General features: G+C 64.6%; 14 protein-coding genes. 11 read left to right on the top strand and 3 right to left on the bottom strand.

Features of this window, described 5'->3' with window-relative positions:
- Positions 1-17: 17 nt before the first annotated feature.
- The 10 genes from V8683_RS12085 to V8683_RS12040 all read left to right on the top strand — a co-directional run bounded on the left by V8683_RS12085 (position 18) and on the right by V8683_RS12040 (position 15,402).
- Positions 18-7,793, top strand: coding sequence for a two-partner secretion domain-containing protein (locus V8683_RS12085; protein WP_462880634.1), 7,776 nt, complete (start codon positions 18-20; stop codon positions 7,791-7,793).
- A gap of 5 nt (positions 7,794-7,798) precedes the next feature.
- A complete protein-coding gene (locus V8683_RS12080; RefSeq protein ID WP_411191226.1) occupies positions 7,799-8,407 on the top strand; it encodes a tetratricopeptide repeat protein in 609 nt (202 codons plus the stop codon).
- Positions 8,408-8,519: 112 nt separating this feature from the next.
- Entirely contained in the window at positions 8,520-8,762 is a 243-nt protein-coding gene (locus V8683_RS12075; RefSeq protein WP_411191225.1) for a hypothetical protein, read from the top strand.
- Between the two features lie 22 nt (positions 8,763-8,784).
- Positions 8,785-9,114: a hypothetical protein gene (locus tag V8683_RS12070; RefSeq protein ID WP_411191224.1), complete on the top strand. Its 330-nt coding sequence runs from the start codon at positions 8,785-8,787 to the stop codon at positions 9,112-9,114.
- Between the two features lie 96 nt (positions 9,115-9,210).
- Positions 9,211-11,430 carry a two-partner secretion domain-containing protein gene (locus tag V8683_RS12065; protein ID WP_411192506.1) on the top strand — a complete coding sequence of 740 codons (2,220 nt, stop codon included), beginning with the start codon at positions 9,211-9,213 and terminating at the stop codon, positions 11,428-11,430.
- Positions 11,431-11,433: 3 nt separating this feature from the next.
- The gene (locus V8683_RS12060; protein WP_411191223.1) at positions 11,434-13,224 is read left to right on the top strand and encodes a ShlB/FhaC/HecB family hemolysin secretion/activation protein; all 1,791 of its coding nucleotides are present in this window, start codon (positions 11,434-11,436) and stop codon (positions 13,222-13,224) included.
- A 26-nt stretch (positions 13,225-13,250) separates the two neighbouring features.
- On the top strand, positions 13,251-13,640 hold the full coding sequence (locus tag V8683_RS12055) for a hypothetical protein (protein WP_411191222.1): 390 nt from the start codon (positions 13,251-13,253) through the stop codon (positions 13,638-13,640).
- 18 nt (positions 13,641-13,658) lie between these two features.
- Positions 13,659-14,537, top strand: coding sequence for a peptidylprolyl isomerase (locus V8683_RS12050; protein WP_411191221.1), 879 nt, complete (start codon positions 13,659-13,661; stop codon positions 14,535-14,537).
- Positions 14,534-14,692 (top strand): hypothetical protein, encoded by a 159-nt coding sequence (locus tag V8683_RS12045; RefSeq protein WP_411191220.1) that lies wholly within the window; start codon positions 14,534-14,536, stop codon positions 14,690-14,692. The genes V8683_RS12050 and V8683_RS12045 overlap by 4 nt, the downstream gene beginning before the upstream one ends.
- The gene (locus tag V8683_RS12040; RefSeq protein ID WP_411192505.1) at positions 14,692-15,402 is read left to right on the top strand and encodes an amino acid ABC transporter permease; all 711 of its coding nucleotides are present in this window, start codon (positions 14,692-14,694) and stop codon (positions 15,400-15,402) included. The genes V8683_RS12045 and V8683_RS12040 overlap by 1 nt, the downstream gene beginning before the upstream one ends.
- Positions 15,403-16,004: 602 nt before the next feature.
- On the opposite strand, the gene V8683_RS12035 is transcribed toward V8683_RS12040, so the two are convergent.
- From V8683_RS12035 to V8683_RS12025, 3 genes are all read right to left on the bottom strand, one after another.
- Complete coding sequence (locus V8683_RS12035; RefSeq protein WP_411191219.1) at positions 16,005-16,235, bottom strand: hypothetical protein; 231 nt, start codon at positions 16,233-16,235, stop codon at positions 16,005-16,007.
- 174 nt (positions 16,236-16,409) lie between these two features.
- Positions 16,410-16,589: a hypothetical protein gene (locus tag V8683_RS12030; protein WP_411191218.1), complete on the bottom strand. Its 180-nt coding sequence runs from the start codon at positions 16,587-16,589 to the stop codon at positions 16,410-16,412.
- The gene (locus V8683_RS12025) at positions 16,586-16,735 is read right to left on the bottom strand and encodes a hypothetical protein (RefSeq protein WP_411191217.1); all 150 of its coding nucleotides are present in this window, start codon (positions 16,733-16,735) and stop codon (positions 16,586-16,588) included. The genes V8683_RS12030 and V8683_RS12025 overlap by 4 nt, the downstream gene beginning before the upstream one ends.
- Positions 16,736-16,841: 106 nt before the next feature.
- On the opposite strand from V8683_RS12025, the gene V8683_RS12020 reads away from it, so the two are divergent.
- A complete protein-coding gene (locus tag V8683_RS12020; RefSeq protein WP_411191216.1) occupies positions 16,842-17,780 on the top strand; it encodes a dihydrodipicolinate synthase family protein in 939 nt (312 codons plus the stop codon).
- The last annotated feature ends 34 nt before the right edge of the window (positions 17,781-17,814 follow it).

The following is a 17,814-nucleotide window of genomic DNA, read 5'->3' as shown; positions in this document are numbered from 1 at the left end:
GCGTTCGGCCGCTGTGGATGCGGCTCACCGCCGCATTTATGACGGTCGTGATGTACTTCGCGCCCGCCGTGCTGCTTGCCGACCAGACCGCCCACGCCGCGCCGATCGTCGATCCGCGTGCGCCTGTCCCGTTCCAGCCGACGATGACGCAGGGTTCGGCCGGCACGCCGGTGGTCAACATTCCCGCGCCGAACGCGAACGGTCTGTCCGTCTCGCAGTTCCAGAGCCTGTCGGTGGGTGCTGAAGGCCTGATCTTCGACAACAGCCTGGTCGCAGGCACCTCGCTCACCGGTGGCCAGGTCGGCGCCAACCCGAATCTTGCCGGGCGCACGGCATCGACGATCCTGGCGCAGGTGAGCTCCACGGGCAGCCAGTACGCGTCCGTGATTGCCGGGCCGCTTGAGGTTTTTGGCAATACCGCCGCGCTCATCATTGCCAACCCGAACGGCATTTCTATCCCGGGCGGCACGTCGCTCACCAATATCTCGAACCTCACGCTCACGACCGGCACGCCGCAGTTCATCACGGCAGCGGGTGGGACGGCGACCAGCTATGCCAATGCCAGCGCGCTCGCGTACAGCGTGAGCTCCGGCAACATTGCCATTAACGGAGCGCCGGGTAACGATGGCACGCCAGGCCCTGGCATCGCCGGGACCGTAGGCAACATCGATCTCATCGGCCAGACCCTCACGGTCGACGCGCCCATCCAGGCCGACAGCCGCGTCAACCTCATCTCGGGCAACCAGCTCGTCACGCCCACCGCCGCCGGCGCCGCGGGGACCACGTACGGGACTTCATCCAACGGTACGGCCAACACGGCCGCCGCCATCGGTAACGGCGGCATTGCCATCGACGCGAGCCAGTTCGGCTCGGTGACCTCGGGGCAGGTGTATATCGTCTCGACCGCCGCCGGCATGGGGGTGAACCAGCTCGGCGCACTCTCGGCGACGGCGGGCAACGCCGTCGTGAATTCCAGTGGCGACATCACCGTCGGGCAGACCTTCGCGAGCCAGAACGTCAACCTCACCAGCGCCGGCAATACCTCGATGACGGACGCGGGCCTGGCGAACCAGAACTACACGGTCAGCGCGGCAGGCGACATCGATGCGTCAGGGGCCGTATCGGCCGGACAGGACGTCTCGTTGACCGCTGGCGGCAACCTGAACGCCGCGTCGGTCGCGGCCAATGGTACGGCAAGCCTCGTCGCGGGCAACGCGATGACGCTCGGTTCGCTCAGCGCGCAGAACATCGCGCTGCAGACGACGGCGGGCGACCTGACGATCAATTCGGCGCTCACCGCGCCGGGTACGGTGACGGCGGCAGCCGGTCGTGACCTGACGATCAACGGGGCGGTGCAGGGGGGCAGCACGGTGACGCTGACCGGTGCGCGCAATGCGACGGTGAACGGCACCGTCAGCAGCGTCGGGGACACGGGCATCACGGCGCAGACCGGTTCGGTGTCGGTCGCGGGCGACGTGCAAACCAACGGGGCGCTCACCGTTACGGCCGCGCAGAACGCCACGCTGGGCGGCACGACCCAGGCGCAGGGGGCCGTCTCGATTACCGCGACGAACGGCTCGGTCAGCAGCCAGGGCGATGTCGCCTCGTCGAACGGCGCCGTGACCCTGCAGGCCGGGCAGGATATCGCGACCACCGGCAACCTGCAGGGCGGTACCACGGTGACGGCCAGCGCGGGCCGCAACGCGACGCTGGGCGGTACCGTGACCGCGCCGGGCGCGGTGGCCATCACGGCCGGTCAGGACGCGACGCTCGACGGCGCGGCGACAGCCGGTTCGACGCTGACGGTCCAGGCAGGCGGCAACGCGTCCATCAACGGGACGGCGAGCTCGGTCGGCGACATGGTGCTGACGGCAACGGCGGGTGTGCTGTCCGCGACCGGAGACGTCGTGAGCCTCGGCGCATTGACTGCGGGCGGGGCGCAGGGTGTCAGCCTGGGCGGCAGCGTTTACAGCCAGGGCAACGCCGCGATCAGTTCGTCCGCAGGTAGCGTGACGGTGGCCGGCACGTTGTCGGGCCCGGGGGCGGCAAGCGTGAGCGCAGGTCAGGACGCGATCATCACGGGCACGGTGCACACCGGTGGCGACACGAGCGTGAGCGCCGGCCGGGACGTCAGTCTGGATGGCGGCGTGGAGGTGGATGGTTCGGGCAACCTGAATGTGAACGCCGGGCGTGATCTCAACGGCGTGGGCACCCTTAACGTCGCTAGCGACACGAGCCTGGTCGCCGGGCGCAATCTCGCGGTTTCGGGCGCGATCCAGACCGGCAACAATCTCGATGCAACCGCCGCGCAGAACCTGTCGGTCGCGGCGACCACGGCGGTGGGCAGCGAAACGCTTGCCGCCACGGGCGGCAGTGTCACGCTGACCGACAGCGCGCTCTCGGGCGGCGACATGAGCATCACCGCTGGTACCGACATTAACGCGCAGGGCAGCGTGCAGACGCTGGGCAACCTGAATGTCAATGCGCAGGGTGGCAGCGTCACGGCGTCAGGCCCGGTTTCGAGCGCGGGCAACGCGACGCTGAATGCTGGCCAGAACCTGACGCTGAACGGCCAGACGACGGTCGCGCAGGATGCGGTGCTGACTGGCACGAACATCACTACGCAGGGTCTCGCGGTCGGCGGCAACCTCGCGGCCACCGCGACGAACAGCCTCGACACCTCGGCCGGACAGCTGAACGCCGCTTACGATGCCAACGCGCCGACGCTGAGCGTGAACGGCAACGCGACGCTCTCGGGCGCGAATGTCACGACCGCCAATGCGGTGATCGGCGGCACGTACACCGCGACGGCCTCGCAGACGCTCACCACGGGCGGCACCGCTGCGTACATGGGCGATGCCTCGCTCAGCGGCGCTTCAATGACCAACGTCGGCACGCAGATGGCCGCCGGCAACCTGAACGTGTCAGGGGGCGAGATCAGCAACCAGGGGCTGCTCTCGTCGCTGCAGACGGCCAGCGTCAACGCCACGGACCTGGGCAACAGCGGCTCGATCTACGGTTCGACGGCGAACATCAACGTCGCAGACAGCCTCACGAACTCCGGGGCGCTGCTCGCGACGAACGCGCTCACGATTTCGGCCAGCAGCCTTAACAACACCAATGGGTTGATCTTTGCGGGCGACGTGAACAACCCGAACGCGGCGACGGGCGACGTGACGGTGAACGTCACCGGCGGCAACGGTTCGTTCAACAACACCAGCGGTCAGATCCTCGGGCAGAACAGCCTGACGCTGAACCTGCCGAACCAGGCGATCGATCCCTCCAGCGCCACGATGGGCACGCTCAATGGCGGCAACGCGTTCAACCTGTCGGTGCAGTCGATCAACAATACCGGCGCATGGGTGCTGCCGGACACGACCGTGAACGTGACGGCCAGCCAGGGCATCAGCAACGCTGGCACGATCAGCCAGGCGTCGGGCTCGCTCGCGCTCAATGGCGATGTGACCAACTCGGGCACCGTGGCCGCGCAGGATCTGACGATCAACGGCAGCCTCGCCAACCAGGCGGGCGCGACCGTGCAGGCCAACGACGCCTTCACACTGAATGGCTCCGGTACGAACGCGGGGACGGTGGAGGCACAGAACGCGCTGAACATTTCAGGATCGAGCTACGACAACTCGAATGGTGTCACCCAGGCGGGCAACGCCACGACCGGTGCCGGCAACATGGCGATCAACCTGTCGGGAGACCTTACCAATGCCGGCGGCACGATCACTGCCACTAACGATCTCTCGATCACGGCAAACAGTGTCGTCAATACGGGTGCAAGCGCCGCGGGCACCACGACGACTACGACGACCACGGTCGATAACAGCGCGTTGCTGATGTCGATGGTAATCGGCACCGAAGCGGTCTATGCGAATTATGACGGCCCCACGGGGGTTCTCGGGAGCGGGGTCAACGCAACCGTTCCATTGACGCTTGGCGGCCTGCTCTCCGCAAGCGGCACTGTACCGGACGCGGGTACGGTCTGGTATGACGATGGTGTTCCGGATACCAGCTGGCCACAACGCTTCCAGCCCGCCCAGCTGGAGGTTCCTGTTGACAGCCAGACGGCACCGGTCGCCACCTCGGGTACCGTGGAGTTCGTCGACGTTCCGACGGTCACGTCCTGGAACGCCATGGGCATTCCCGTGACGCAGAATGACTGGTACGTGCAGGACGGGGCGGTTCCGACGTCAGGCAGTACCGGTGCGTACGCGACCATGACGGTGGCGCTGCCGAGCGTCACCGAGACGACCACAACGACCGGGGGCAGCACGGTGCCCTCCGTCATTGCCGCGGGTAACAACCTGTCGCTGCAGGCCACGAGCCTCGACAACACGGGGAGTACGATTAGCGCCGGCAACGACGCGAACATCAACGTGCAGTCGCTCGCCAACGGCGGCTCGACGTACAGCTCCACCGTGACGGACACGGTGGATGCGGCTTCGCTCAATGCCTTCCTGTCCGCATTCAGCGCGACCTCCTTCAAGCTCGGGGGAGCCGTATCGGTCATGGGAAGCATTGTTCCCAGCAACGGATGGTCCAGCGGCTATACGCCGGCCGAAACGCTGACCGTCGATGCGCCCGGTACGGTGACGGCGCCGTCGGTCAGCTCGTCAGTGACCGTGCAGGGGCAGGCCGGGCAGATCGTGGCCGGTCACAACGTGAACCTCTCGGGCGGTAACCTGACGAACGCGGGTACGATTGCCGCCGCCAACGACGTCAACATCACCGCGAGCAGCTTCACGAACCAGGGCACCAACACCGGGACGATGACGACCACCGCGGGTTGCGCGGCGGGCTTCAGCGCGGGCTGCTCGTCGCTCAATACCACGAATCCGAACTCGCAGACCTACAGCTACCAGCAGATCAACGCGAACGTCACCGCTGGCAACGACATTGTCATTGCCGCGAATACGGTCAGCAATACTTACGGGAACCTGGTCGCCGGCCGCAACGTGGTGATTGGCGGGGCGGGGACCGTGGCGGGCGACGGCCCGGCCACGCCGGCCAGTGTCACGCAGGCCGCAGGCGTGACGAATACCTCGGGCGCCATCGCGGCCGGCAATGACGTCGACATCAATGCCGCGAGCCTGGTGAACACCATTGCGGCACCTGTGCAGATCCACCAGAACTACGGTGGCGCGACGCCGTTCGCCGGCTGCTCGTCAAACTGCGAAGCTTACGTTGACGTGCAGTCGGCGGCGCCTTCGACGATCACGGCGAACCACAACGTCAACCTGAATGCGAACACGTTCGCGAATACGGGCAGCCTGATCACGGGACTGAACAACGTCACGATCAACGCGACCACCAGTGCGAGCAGCGACAACCAGTACCTCAATGCGTACTGGCACGCGAACGTGACCAGTTACGACGCCAGCTTCCCCGCATGGGGTTGCGCGGGCAATGCGGCACTGTGCGCGCAGCTCTACGGCAGCGCGTACCAGAGCGGGCAGGCGCAGGATCCGGCCGGGCTGCCGGATGCGGTGGGTCTGCCCGACTTCGTGGCGGGCACGATCCAGGCGGGGAACACGCTGGCCGTCAACTCGCCGACGCTGACCAACACCGGCAACGTGATTGGTCAGACGGTGAACCTCACCGGCTCGACGCTGGTGAACGGCATCACGAACCCGAACGTCTATACACCGCCGCCGGCCATCGCCGGCCAGGTGATTCCGCTTGGCCCGCCGTCGGTGCCGGCGGGCGCCACGACCACCGTGAACAGCGCGGGGCAGGTGACGACGCTCAGCGGGCAGCCAACGTCGGTGACCGGCGGAGCCGGTCTGCCGTCGAACACGCCGATCGGTACGCAGACGGTCGGCAAGCCGGTGGCGCCGCCGGTGGCGAACACGGTCGGCCCGGCGGGCGGCACCACGGTCCAGACCGTCGGCGGCCAGAGCGTCAACGTGACATACCTGTTCAACAGCCCGGCCTCGGCCGTGACGAACGATCTCTCGCCGGCGGCGCTCATCGCAGCGCTGCCCTCGAACCTGCAGCCGGGTACGACGCAGTTCTACTACGATCCGTACACGCAGGCGCAGCAGGTCGAGCAGGCAGCCCTGCAGGCAACGGGCCAGTCGAGCTTCTACGCGATGCCGTCGCAGACGGACAGCCAGAGCCAGACCTCGATCAACAACCAGGATACGGCTGCGTTGTACGGCGCAGCGCTCCAGTACGCCGAACAGAACAATGTCGCGCTGGGCACGCAGCTGAGTCAGGCGCAGCTCGCGCAGATCAATGCGCCGATGCTCTGGTACGTCGAACAGACGGTACCCGAGCCGGGCTGCACGGCCACCGGCAACGGTGCGTGCCCGACCGTGCAGGCGCTCATGCCCGAGGTGCTGCTGCCGCAGAACTACGCGAGCGTGAGCGCCGATGGCGAGATCAGCGGCACGAACGTGACGCTCAATTACGCGAACAGCATCCTCAACACCGGCAGCATCAGCGCGCAGAACCTGACGGTCAACACGGGCACGCTCACCAACGAGCAGCGCTCGACCAACGTCGGCACGATCTACCAGGAAGTGAGCGACGGCGTGGCGGCCACCACCGGCACGGTGGTGCAGCAGGGCGGCTTCATGTCGGCCGCGAACTACAGCCTGACGGCCGACACGATCAACCAGATCAGCGGCACCCTGCAGCAGGTGAACGCAGACGGCAGCGCGAACAACGCAGCGACGGCGCAACTGCTCGCGAGCCTGAAGGACCAGCTCGGCGGCAACTTTACGCAGTCCACGGTCAGCAATGACCTGACCACGTCGATGGCTTACAGCGACGGCGGCATGGGGTTCATGTCGATCATCGGCATGGTGGCCGCGGCGGTGATCTCGATCTACGCCGGTCCGGAGGTGCTTGCCGCCTATGAAAGCGCGATGGGCGCGGGCGTGCTGGCGACCGGGCTGGCGGCTGCGACGACGGGATTTGCAGCCAGTGCGGCGAGCCAACTGGTCAGCACCGGTTCGCTGAACCTGGGCAGCGCGTTCGAGACTGCGCTGGTTGCGGGTATCTCGGCGGGGCTGGCGAGCGGGATCACGTATTCCGGGGACTCGGGCTTCGGCTTCTCGATGGGTGGATCTTCCGACAGCCTGGCGAATCTTGCCGGGGTACAGCCCTCGAACGGCTCGCTCGTGCCGCAGGCCACAGGCACGCTGGCGAACCTGCCGGGACAGGCGCTCGGGATTGCGGGCGAAGCGCTGATCCAGGCGGGTGCCCAGGCAGGCATCGAGGGCGGCAGCTTCCTGGACGCGCTGCGCAATGCAGCGGTGGGCGACGTGGCCGCGGCCGGGGCGTTCGATATCGGTGACGCACAGGGCAGTCTTAACGAGGCGGAATACATCGCGGCGCATGCAGCCCTCGGCTGTGCAGCGGGTGCGGCGACGGGTGCGGGCTGTGGGGGCGGGGCGATTGGCGGGGCCACGAGTGCCCTGCTTTCGCCAGCGGTAATGAGCGCCATCGATCCGACAGGCGCGCCGCTGACGAACGCGCAGATTGCGACAGTTACGGCGCTGTCTATGCTGGCTGGTGGTGGACTTGCGGACCTCGCAGGGCAGAATGCGACGGCAGGTACCACCGCGGCGGAGAATGAAGCGCTGAATAACGGTACCAAGCATTGGGTGCAGGCTTTGGTTTGCCTGCTGTGCTGGAGTCCGCCTCAGACTATCGGCAGTCAGTCGGATGCTGGGAGTGGTCCAATGGACCCGAAAGATGCTCTTGAGCTGATAAAGGAAGACGACATTCAACCTGTTATTCCCGATCCATTTAAGCAGAATCCGCCTGGTAAGTGAGCGTTATGAAGAAAAATGCCCTTTCTAGAGAAAAACAAGAGTGGAACATGGAGCCAGATGCGGTGACTCTGGAGCGCACTGCAGGAGTCCACGATTTCGTTGCGGCTGCGGCAGCGTACAGGATTCTCATTAGCAGAGGGTCCGTGTTGAGCATGGTGAACTTGGCGAGTCGATATGAATTCCGGTCCAAAAACGATGGTGGACCGGATTTCGAGCAGGCGGAGTATTGGTATCGGAAATCTATAGAGTCTGGATCGGCGGTTGCAACTCTTCCCGTTGGTTATTTTTATTTTCGAAGAAAGGACTACGTTAAGGCTTGCGAGATATTTTCTATCGGAACTCAAAGAGAATATGCGCCCTCCATGTTGCGATTGGCGCATCTGTATGCCAATGGTCTCGGTGTTGAAAAGGATGACGCCAAGACCGACGAACTGTTGTTGCGAGCAGCAAAGCTGGGCAATCTGTGGGCGAAGATCTCGCGCGCCGAGCGCTACATGAACACGGATGGGAATTATCTGAAGGTCGCAAAAGGGTTGTGCTTGATCTGCGTGGCTGCGGTTCAGTTTCGCCTTGAGAGGAAATTCCGACCTTGGAGTGAAAAACTAAAAAAATGATCGTTGCAGGATCGGCTAGCAGGCACCAATTGCGCGCATCGATCGCGAAACGACAGACCGGGCTTCGGCCGGGGCTTGTGACGATTGCAGCTTGGACGGAATCGAGAGCGAAATGACTACGAATGCTGAGAACCTTAGCTTGCAAGAAGCATATCTTGCGATGTTCGAGTTCATCGTCGAGCTTTACCAGCGAACGCAATCCGATGAACTTGGTTCGTTGTTGGGTGACCTAAGTTTACTTCCTGATGGGACGACGGCTGATCCTGCTGCTTGGAGGGACTGGCTTCGATGTGTTGAGAAGGCGCGGCGCGGTGGTATCGACGCGAGCTTAGTAATTACGCCACCATCTCCCTAATCGACAGGAGCAGGGACAGCAGTTGTTGAACGGTGCTACTCCGACCACGACGCCACCCGGATATGCCGGGACGTGGTATGAACGGGCAGATGGATCGGTCATTGGTATTGAGGCACAGAACAGACAGGCCAGCATCGTGACGTCCAGAGTTTATTCCAGAGTGTTGAGCGTTGTGTTGATCAACACAGGCAATCTCTTCTTCGCGTTTGGAATCTTCAGCCTGAAGAGGGCTTTCCAGATGTTTACGTTCGACGCGTATTTCTGGTTGGCGTTTGGAGCCACGCTGGCAGGTCTTCTACTGGGCGCTGCCAGTGTTCATTTTGGAACGCGCGGGATCGGCCTGGATCCGTAGCGGCAGACTGCAGTATCACAAAGGTCATTGCAGAAAATTTAACATTTCGTACTGCGTATGTATATGAAGAAGTGGTTAGTTAGCCAAAACTGCAAGATGGGGTGTGGCGCTTTGGCTGCTGTTGCCCTGCTAGGGGGCACCGCTGCAAACGCATTTGCTGTGGGCATCGTGACGGACGGCAACACCGCGACAAGCGTCTCGACGGCAGCAAACGGTCACCAGACCGTCAGCATCGCACCTGCCGTGGGCGGCGTCTCGAACAACACCTACCGCTCGTTCAACGTGGGCGCAGCGGGCGCGGACCTGAACAACGCGGGCATCAACGCGAACACGATCGTCAACCAGGTCACCAGCACGAATCCCTCGCTGATCCAGGGGGCGATCAACGTGCTGGGCCCGCGTGCGAACGTCATTCTGGCGAACCCGAACGGCATCACGGTCGATGGCGGTTCCTTCGTGAACGCCGGCCACGTCGTGCTCTCTACCGGACAGGTCAGCTTCAGCGACACCACCCCCGCGCCGGGCCAGATCCAGCGCAACGTCGTGCTCACGACGAACGGCGGCACGATCACTGTCGGTCCCGGCGGTCTTTCGGGCACGCTTGTCAACCTCGACCTCGTTTCGAAGCAACTGGCTGTGAACGGGCCGGTAACTAACGGCTATACGAGCTCGACCGGTGGCATCCGTGCGATCACCGGCAGCAGCACGACCACCTGGGATACCGCGTTCTCCCCGGGCGATAACGGCCACGACTGGCTCGTCGGCCTGACGTCACCCGGTGTGCAGGGGCCAGCCTGGGCCGTCGATATCACGGCAGCCGGGGGACTGACCGCGGGCCGCGTGCAACTGATCGTCACGGACCAGGGCGCGGGCGTGCGCAGTGCCGGCACGCTCAACGCCACCGCGGGCGACGCCGTCGTCCAGGCCAACGGTGACATCACGACCGCAGGCGGCTCGATCACCGCAGCGAACGATGCCTCGCTGACGGCTGCAGGTGCGCTCACGATGCAGGGCACGCCCGTCCATGCCAATGGTGGCGTTGTGCTGACGGCCAGCGGCAATGTCTCGCTGCAGGGCGCAGGGCTCCAGGCCGGCAACGATGCGACGATCGACGCAGGCGGTGCGCTGTCGCTCACCGACCAGCAGATCCTGGCCGGGCACGACGTCGCCCTGAGTGCCACCGGCGCCCTGTCGATGCAGGGCGTGCAGATCGGTGCGTCGAACAACACGACGCTCGACGCCGCGAGCATAGCCGTCACCGACGACGCGTCCGGTCCTTCGAAGGTCACGGCTGACAATGCCCTCACGCTGACCGCGACCGGCGACATCAGCAACACGGGTAGCCAGCTGCAGGCCGGACTGATCGCGGCCGACGGCACCCTGAGCGGTGGCGACCTCGTCCTGAACGCCGGCGGCAGCATCACGAACCGCTCGGATGCCACGAACCTGGGCATCCTGTTTGCCGCGGCGGCCGATGCGCAGCTAAACGCACAGGGCGACATCACCAACGACAACGCCCGTATCGAATCCAACGGTGCGGTGACGCTCGCGGCCCAGGGCGACGTGAACAACGTCATCGACCACACGGGCGGCGTGAATGGTGGAGCGCCCGTGGCGTACTCCTACGAAGGCGGCCGCTTCCTGTTCTTCGTGCATACGTCGAGCGGGTTCAATGTCGATTACGGCAGCGTCACGCAGCCGGACCAGCTCGCCCTGATCGCCTCGACGGCCGGCCCGGTCTCGATCTCGGGGCGCAACGTCACGAATTCGGGTGGAATCATCCAGTCCAACGATGGTGACATCACGATCCGCGCGCAGGATGTGTTCACCAACGCGGCCGTGTTTGCCGGTCAGGCCAGTTACTCGCAGAGCTGCTTCATCTTCTGCCACGGCAGCGCGTCGAGCAACGTGACGCCTTATGGCGGCACGATCCAGTCCGGCCAGAACGTCTCGATCACGGCCGGCACGAGCGCGACGGACGCCGGTAGCAACGTGTACGCGCAGGGCAATCTCGACGTGAGCGCACCGCTCACGTACGCAACCGGCGTCACGGGCTATTCGGCCATCAACCAGGATCGTGGTTTCAAGGCGTTCTTCGGCAGCACGTGGGCGCAGATCCTCGCGACCGACGTCGGTGGCGGATTCACCGCCGACGGTCTCGTGACGCTCACGGGCGACGCGGTCGTCAACGGGGGCTACATTTCGGGCGGGAAGGGCACAAGCGCGACGGGCGGCATCACGACCGTTCGCGCGCCGACGACGACGCCCGTAGTGATCGGCCAGCACCTTGGCCTCACGACGTGGTGGTGGTACTGACCGATGCAGAAGAAGAAATGGCGGCTCGCCGCATTGCCCGCGGCGACCGCGATGGTCGTGAACGCTTACGCCCAGACTCCACCGCCCGTCGCGCCGCGCCCGGTGCAGGATCCCGCCCAGCAGCTGATCGACCAGCAGCGCGAGGCGGACCGGCAGCGGCAGCTGGCGCTGCCCCCGGCGCAGGTCAGCGTCGCGCCGCAGGGTGGCGACAGCACGCTCAACATCCCACTGGACACGCCCGTCGACCAGATCGCCGAACCGGGCCCGACGTTCAGGGTGACGCACATCGTGCTGGTCGGGCCGAACGGCACGCCGCTTGCAAAGACCGCCGTGCCGGAGGCAACGCTCGATGCGCTGATCGCGCCGTTTACCGGCCAGCAGATGGGCACGCGCCGGATCAATGTCCTGCTGCGCCGCCTCACCGACGCCTATGTTTCGGCCGGCTATGCGACTACGCGCGCGATGTTTTCGCCGCAGAATATCGGTTCGGGCACGCTGGCCGTGACGGTCCTGGTGGGACGGATCGAGGCCTTCACGGTCAACGGCAAACCCGTTCACCGCCTCGCGACCAACGAGCCGTCTGCCGGTGGCGGCTGGCTTACGGACGAGGGCTACCAGTCCGCTTTCCCGTCCAGTCCGGGCGATCCGCTGCGCCTGTCCGATATCGACCAGGGCGTGGCGCAGATCAACCGCCTGCAGCGCAACCAGGCACGGGTGCAGATCCTGCCCGGCCAGTCGGTGGGCGACTCCGTCGTCGATGTCCGGAACCAGCCGGGCGACAGCGTGTACGGCACGCTCGGCGTCGACAACTATGGCGCCGAATCGACGGGCGTGACGCGCTACCGCGCCGGCCTCGAGCTGGACAATCTCATCGGCCTGCAGGAAATGCTGAGCCTGAACTACATCGACAGCATCGAGAGCAACGCGCTCGTCGGGTCGTTCGCGATTCCGTGGGGGCGTCACACGTTCAGCTACACACTGTCCGATTCCGAGTACCAGCAGGTCATCGGGACCAGCGGGCTGGAGTATGGCCGCACGCTCAGCCATATCTTCGAGTGGAACTACCAGCTTGGCCGTACCTCGTCGGACCTCACTGCGCTCGATGCGACGCTGTCCTGGCGGCGCACCGACCGCGAGATCAACGATATCGACCTGGATCCGCAGCACATCGCGGTGCTGCGCCTGGGCGGCAACTGGCTGCACCGGTTTGTGCTCAACGATGCGCCGGGCAACGTGACGCTCGACGCGGGCATCTCGCAGGGGCTGCCGTGGTTCGAGGCCGATCACGACGCGCCGGATATCCCCAGCGACTATGCCCACAGCCAGTTTACCAAGCTCGACGCCACGGGCACGTTTGCCATTCCGCTGCCGAAGCTGGGCCATGCGGCGCTTGTCTATCGCGGCACCGTGGGCGGCCAGTTCACGAATGTCGCCCTCTACGGCACCGAGCAGTTGTACCTGGGGGGCATGGACACGATCCGGGGCTTTCGCTCGGGCGATCTCGCAGGTGACCGCGGCTTTTACTCGCGCAACGAACTGGCGTGGGTGAATGTACCGGTCTGGCACGACGGGCGTGTCGAGCCCTATGTGTTTCTCGATGCGGGCAAGGCGAACCTGATCGCCACGCCGGGCTTCCCCACGCTGGTGGGCGTGGGCGCCGGCCTGCGCGTGCAATGGCAGTGGCGCAGCCAGCAGTTCTCGGGTGAGGGGCTGGTGGGGCGGCAGCTTTGCCGACCTGCATCAATTGGCCCACGCGCGACGCTTGCGCTGGGGACGTTCAACTGGTCATTCTGAGGCTACACGATCACCAGGAGTTCAGCATGGGCAATCGGCCAACGTCTGTCAGGCTTCCCGGCAGTACGCGGACAGACTTCCCGGATGGCAGCTATCTGATTGAAGGCAGGGACGGCGAGAAAATCATCGTTTCCGAAACGGGGGCCGTCAACGCGCACATTCCGAAAATTGAGCGTGTGGAGATCCAGAATCTCGCGACGGTCCTCCGCCATGAAATTGCGTGTACGCAGGACACGACTTCCCACACGCTGCATTTTGCCGGAGGGGGCGTGTTCTCGTACCTGCATCACCGCAGTGGCTCTGGCATGTCAATACAGGGCAACTGCATAGCGATCGACACCCGACCGGGTGGCATCTTCGTTGTCGTCGGTACGACCCCGGAGGCTCCCGCCGCCGGGGTCAGGCAACCAACCTGAAGAACAGGAGTTCAAGTGATGTTCCGTCTTAACCGTATCGTCCATACGGCCCGCGTTGCGGCCTTCGCTTCGCTGATGGCCGGCTCGCTCGGTCCGTCTTTCGCTTACGCGATCGATACCCCTGCCGCAGGATTGCCGGGAGGGGCGATGGCCGTTGTCAACGGTGTGGCTGTGCCGCAGAGCCAGCTCGACGATGCCGTGCGCGCGGTGACCACGAAAACGGGCGCACCCGATACGCCGCAACTGCGCCAGGTGCTGAAAAATGAACTGATCGTGCGTGAGGTGTTCCGCCAGAACGCGGTGAAGGCGCACTACGACCAGAAGCCGGAAGTCCAGCAGGCGGCAGCGGACGCGAAGGTGGGTACCGAGATCCAGCTGTACCTGAAGGACAACATCCATCCGGACGCGGTGACGGACGACCAGGTGAAGGCGCGCTACGACCAGATCGTGGCGTCGCTGGGCAAGGAGGAGTTCCAGTCGCAGATGATCGTCGTGCCCGATGCAGCGACGGCGAAGACGGTGCTGGGCAAGGTGAAGGCGGGGCAGCCCTTCGATGCGCTGGCGAAGGAATACAGCGTGGCGCCGAGCAGGGCGAACGGTGGCGCCATGCCGTGGGTGAGCTTCAGGACACCGCTGACGGAAGGCAACACGCAGGGCGTACCGCTGCCGCTGGCGCAGGCGATTGTGCAACTGCCGGTGGGCGGGATCACGCCGCAGCCGGTTCAGGTGGGTACGGCCTGGGCGATCGTGAAGCTGGATGCGAAGCGGCCGACGCAGATTCCGGCCTTCGACCAGGCGAAGGATACGGTGAAGCAGCAGTTGCAGACGCTGGCGCTGCAGAAGGCGGCGGCGCAGTTCACCGCCGCGCAGGTTCGGGACGCGACGATCCGGCAATGATGGCGCGGGCGTGCCAGGTGGAGACGGAAACGTTCCAGACTTTCGCGTCGTTCGGCATCGCCACGGTGCTTTATATCGTCGCGATCGCGGTGATAGAAGCCGCGCTGCAGGGTTTGCTGCACGCGCGCACGCATGCGACGGGGGTACGCCGATGATGCCCTGGAGCGTATTCGTCGCGAACCTGCCGTATCTGCTGGTCGGAGCGTTTCCGCAAGGACCGCTCGGCGGCGCCGCGCTGACGCTCGTGCTGGCTGCGGCTTCCGCGCTGGTCTCCGCGGTCCTCGGCCTCGGTATTGCCCTGGCGATGGCGGGGCGCATTACGCGTACCGCGCTGCTGGTCGTCATCGGCTTTTTTCGCGCGATTCCCGTGCTCATGCTGATTTTCTGGACCTACTTCCTGCTGCCCGTGCTGTTTCATATGGATGTGCCGGGCCTTGTGGCCGTCGTATGGGCGCTCTCGCTGATCGGCGGCGCGTATCTCGCGCATTCCGTGCATGCCGGCATCGTCGCCGTGGGCGAGGCGCAGTGGCAGGCAGGGCTTTCGCTGGGGCTCACACGCTTCGCGGCGTTGCGCCACGTAGTCTTGCCTCAGGCGATCCGCATCATGGCGCCCTCGTTCGTCAATCAGTGGGTCTCGCTCGTGAAGGACACCTCGCTCGCGTACATTGTCGGCGTGGGGGAACTGTCGTTCGTCGCCACGCAGGTCAACAACCGGCTCATGGTGTATCCGATACCCGTCTTCCTGTTCGTCGCCGCGCTTTATCTCGTGATGTGCACGGCGCTCGATCGGGCCGCGATGGCGTGGCTCGTGCGGCGGTGCCGTGTGCCGGGCGCGCACTTCGAGGCGAGGGCAGCGGTGAATTGAGATCAAGGCGCGGCTACAGCCTGGCACGGTCGACAGCAACGGGGTGACGGCATGGACGCATCTTGCCTTGCGCAATGCGGAGGCTCTGCCTGAACTCTAATCCCGGGGCGCGGGCGTCTCATTGCAATGCACAGGAGTACTCGTTACTCCAGATTCCGTCGTTGCATCGTTGGCAGAGGTACTGCGGACATCCGGTAACCGTCTGGCCCGGTATGGCGCACCGGTGCACGATAGTGCTGTCCGCCACCAGGCTGCCATCCGGAGTTTGGCAGGAGCCGGCCGGTTTGACGACGGCGGTCTGAGAGGGTTGCGGTCCGGATCCTTCCACCGGTGCGCAAGCGGCGATGGCGGCGCAAATGCCGAGGGCGGCCCCAAGCTTCAAGCCTCGAACGGATGACATGGCGCACCTCCAGTGGGTAGTCTCATTCTCCACCCCATCCAACGGGACCATGTTACTCCCGCAGTGCGCTTGCGGCAGTTTCCGCTCGTCTGGCGCGAGCCTGTAAAAAAGAAGGCCCGCCTGATGGCGGGCCGATCCATGCTCGGGTGACATGGCGGGAAACGGGCAGGCATGCAGGACGTCCCATGCATGCCACTTGCACTCAGGCCGCGCTGCAGACCTCATTGCGTGCGACGGTCAGAATGCGTTCGATCTGGTTCATCAGTGCGTCGATCGTGCGAAATTGGGCGTGCGAAAGCTGAGCGGTGTCGAGCAGATTCGAGAGGCGCCGGTGCCAGTAATCCGGGGTCAGGATTGGAACGCCACTGGCCGTTTCCAGTGACGGAATCATGATGCGCGTGATATGCGCGATTTCCTGGTCGATGAGTCTCATGAATTCCCCGCGATGCAAGTTCGATCTTATATATCCAGCTTTAACGCCACTGTAGCTATCTGTTTCGGGCTGCATAGCTATCCGATCAGATAGGTCGGGCAATCCCCCAACGCGCGCCCTCCGTTCTTTGAAAGGTGCTGTAAAGAAGATGAAAATTGAGCGGCGCGGAATTGCTTAGTGGTGCCATCCACCGCCCCAGCCACCGCTGTAGCCGATGCCGACGTTGACGCTCGGCGCCGCGTAGTAGCCGGGGTAATAGCCGTACGCCGGTGCGGGCGCGTAGGCGTAAGGCGGGGCCACCACACATCCCGCGAGTTCCGCGATCAATGCCAGTGCCAGGAAGAGTTTGATCATGATGTTTCTCCGACCATTTCATTTTCTGCTATCGGCCCGTTTTTATCCGCAACGATGTGTGTCGAAAAATTACTTTCCGGTTGCGCCGGCGGGATCGCAAGCCTGCCCCAATGACGAAGCGCCGGATCTTCGGCAGGGGTTGTCATTCGCGCCACCCTACAAACCCTAACAAATACCAAAGTTGTTTGACAACAATAGGGGCGGCTGCTACTGTGCGATCTATCGACAACCCACTAATCCGCACGAGGCCTCATGAACGTGTCCCCGATTGCCGAGAGCGAATTCGCCTCGACCGTGATGGCCGTGCCGCCGCTGGCACGCCGCTCCGACCTGACGCTCGACGTCGAAGAAAACCGCCGGCTGATCCGTCACATGGAGGCGGGCGGCATCCGCACGCTGCTCTATGGCGGCAATGCCAATCTCTACCACGTCGCCGTCAGCGAATACCGCGAGTTGCTTGACATGCTCGCCGACCTGACCGGGCCGCAAACGCGCGTGATTCCCGCCATCGGTCCGGACTTCGGCAAGATGCTCGACCAGGCGCGCATTCTCGCGCAGACCTCGTACCAGACCGCGATGGTGCTGCCGCTCGGCGGCTTCACCACGCCGGCCGGCGTCGAGGCGGGCCTGAAGCGCATCAGCGACACCGCGGGCATCCCGCTCACGCTCTATGTCAAGAGCGAAGATTACGTGGACGTGGATACGCTCGCGCGCCTCGTCGAGAGCGGCACGCTGGCCGCCGTGAAATACGCGATCGTGCGCCAGGATCCCACGAACGATCCTTACCTGCGCCACCTGCTCGAGCGGGTGCCGGCGTCGAAGGTCGTCTCGGGCATGGGCGAGCGTCCGGCGCTCGTCCACGTGCGCGACTTCGGCCTCGCCGCCTGGACCACGGGCTCGGGCTGCATCGCGCCGCGCGCCGTGATGGCGCTTCTCGCCGCCGCGAAAGAAGGCCGCGCGGAAGAGGCGCAGCGCCTCTACAGCCACTTCATGCCGCTCGAAACGCTGCGCGACGACATCTCGCTCATCCGCGTGCTGCACGACGCCGTGACGCTTTCCGGCATCGGCAACATGGGTCCGATCCTGCCGCTCCTGAGCGGTTCGCCCGAGTCGGCGCTGCCCGCCATCGAACAGGCGGCCAAGGCGCTGCTCGCGTTCGAAAACTCGCTCGTGCAGGCGGCGTGCGCGTAAAGCGCGCGTGTGCGCGAAAGGAATTCACGGAGCG

This window comes from Paraburkholderia sp. AV2 (assembly GCF_054968425.1).
The sequence above is the reverse complement of the archived record's forward strand: the minus strand, read 5'-3'. Positions and strand labels throughout refer to the sequence as shown.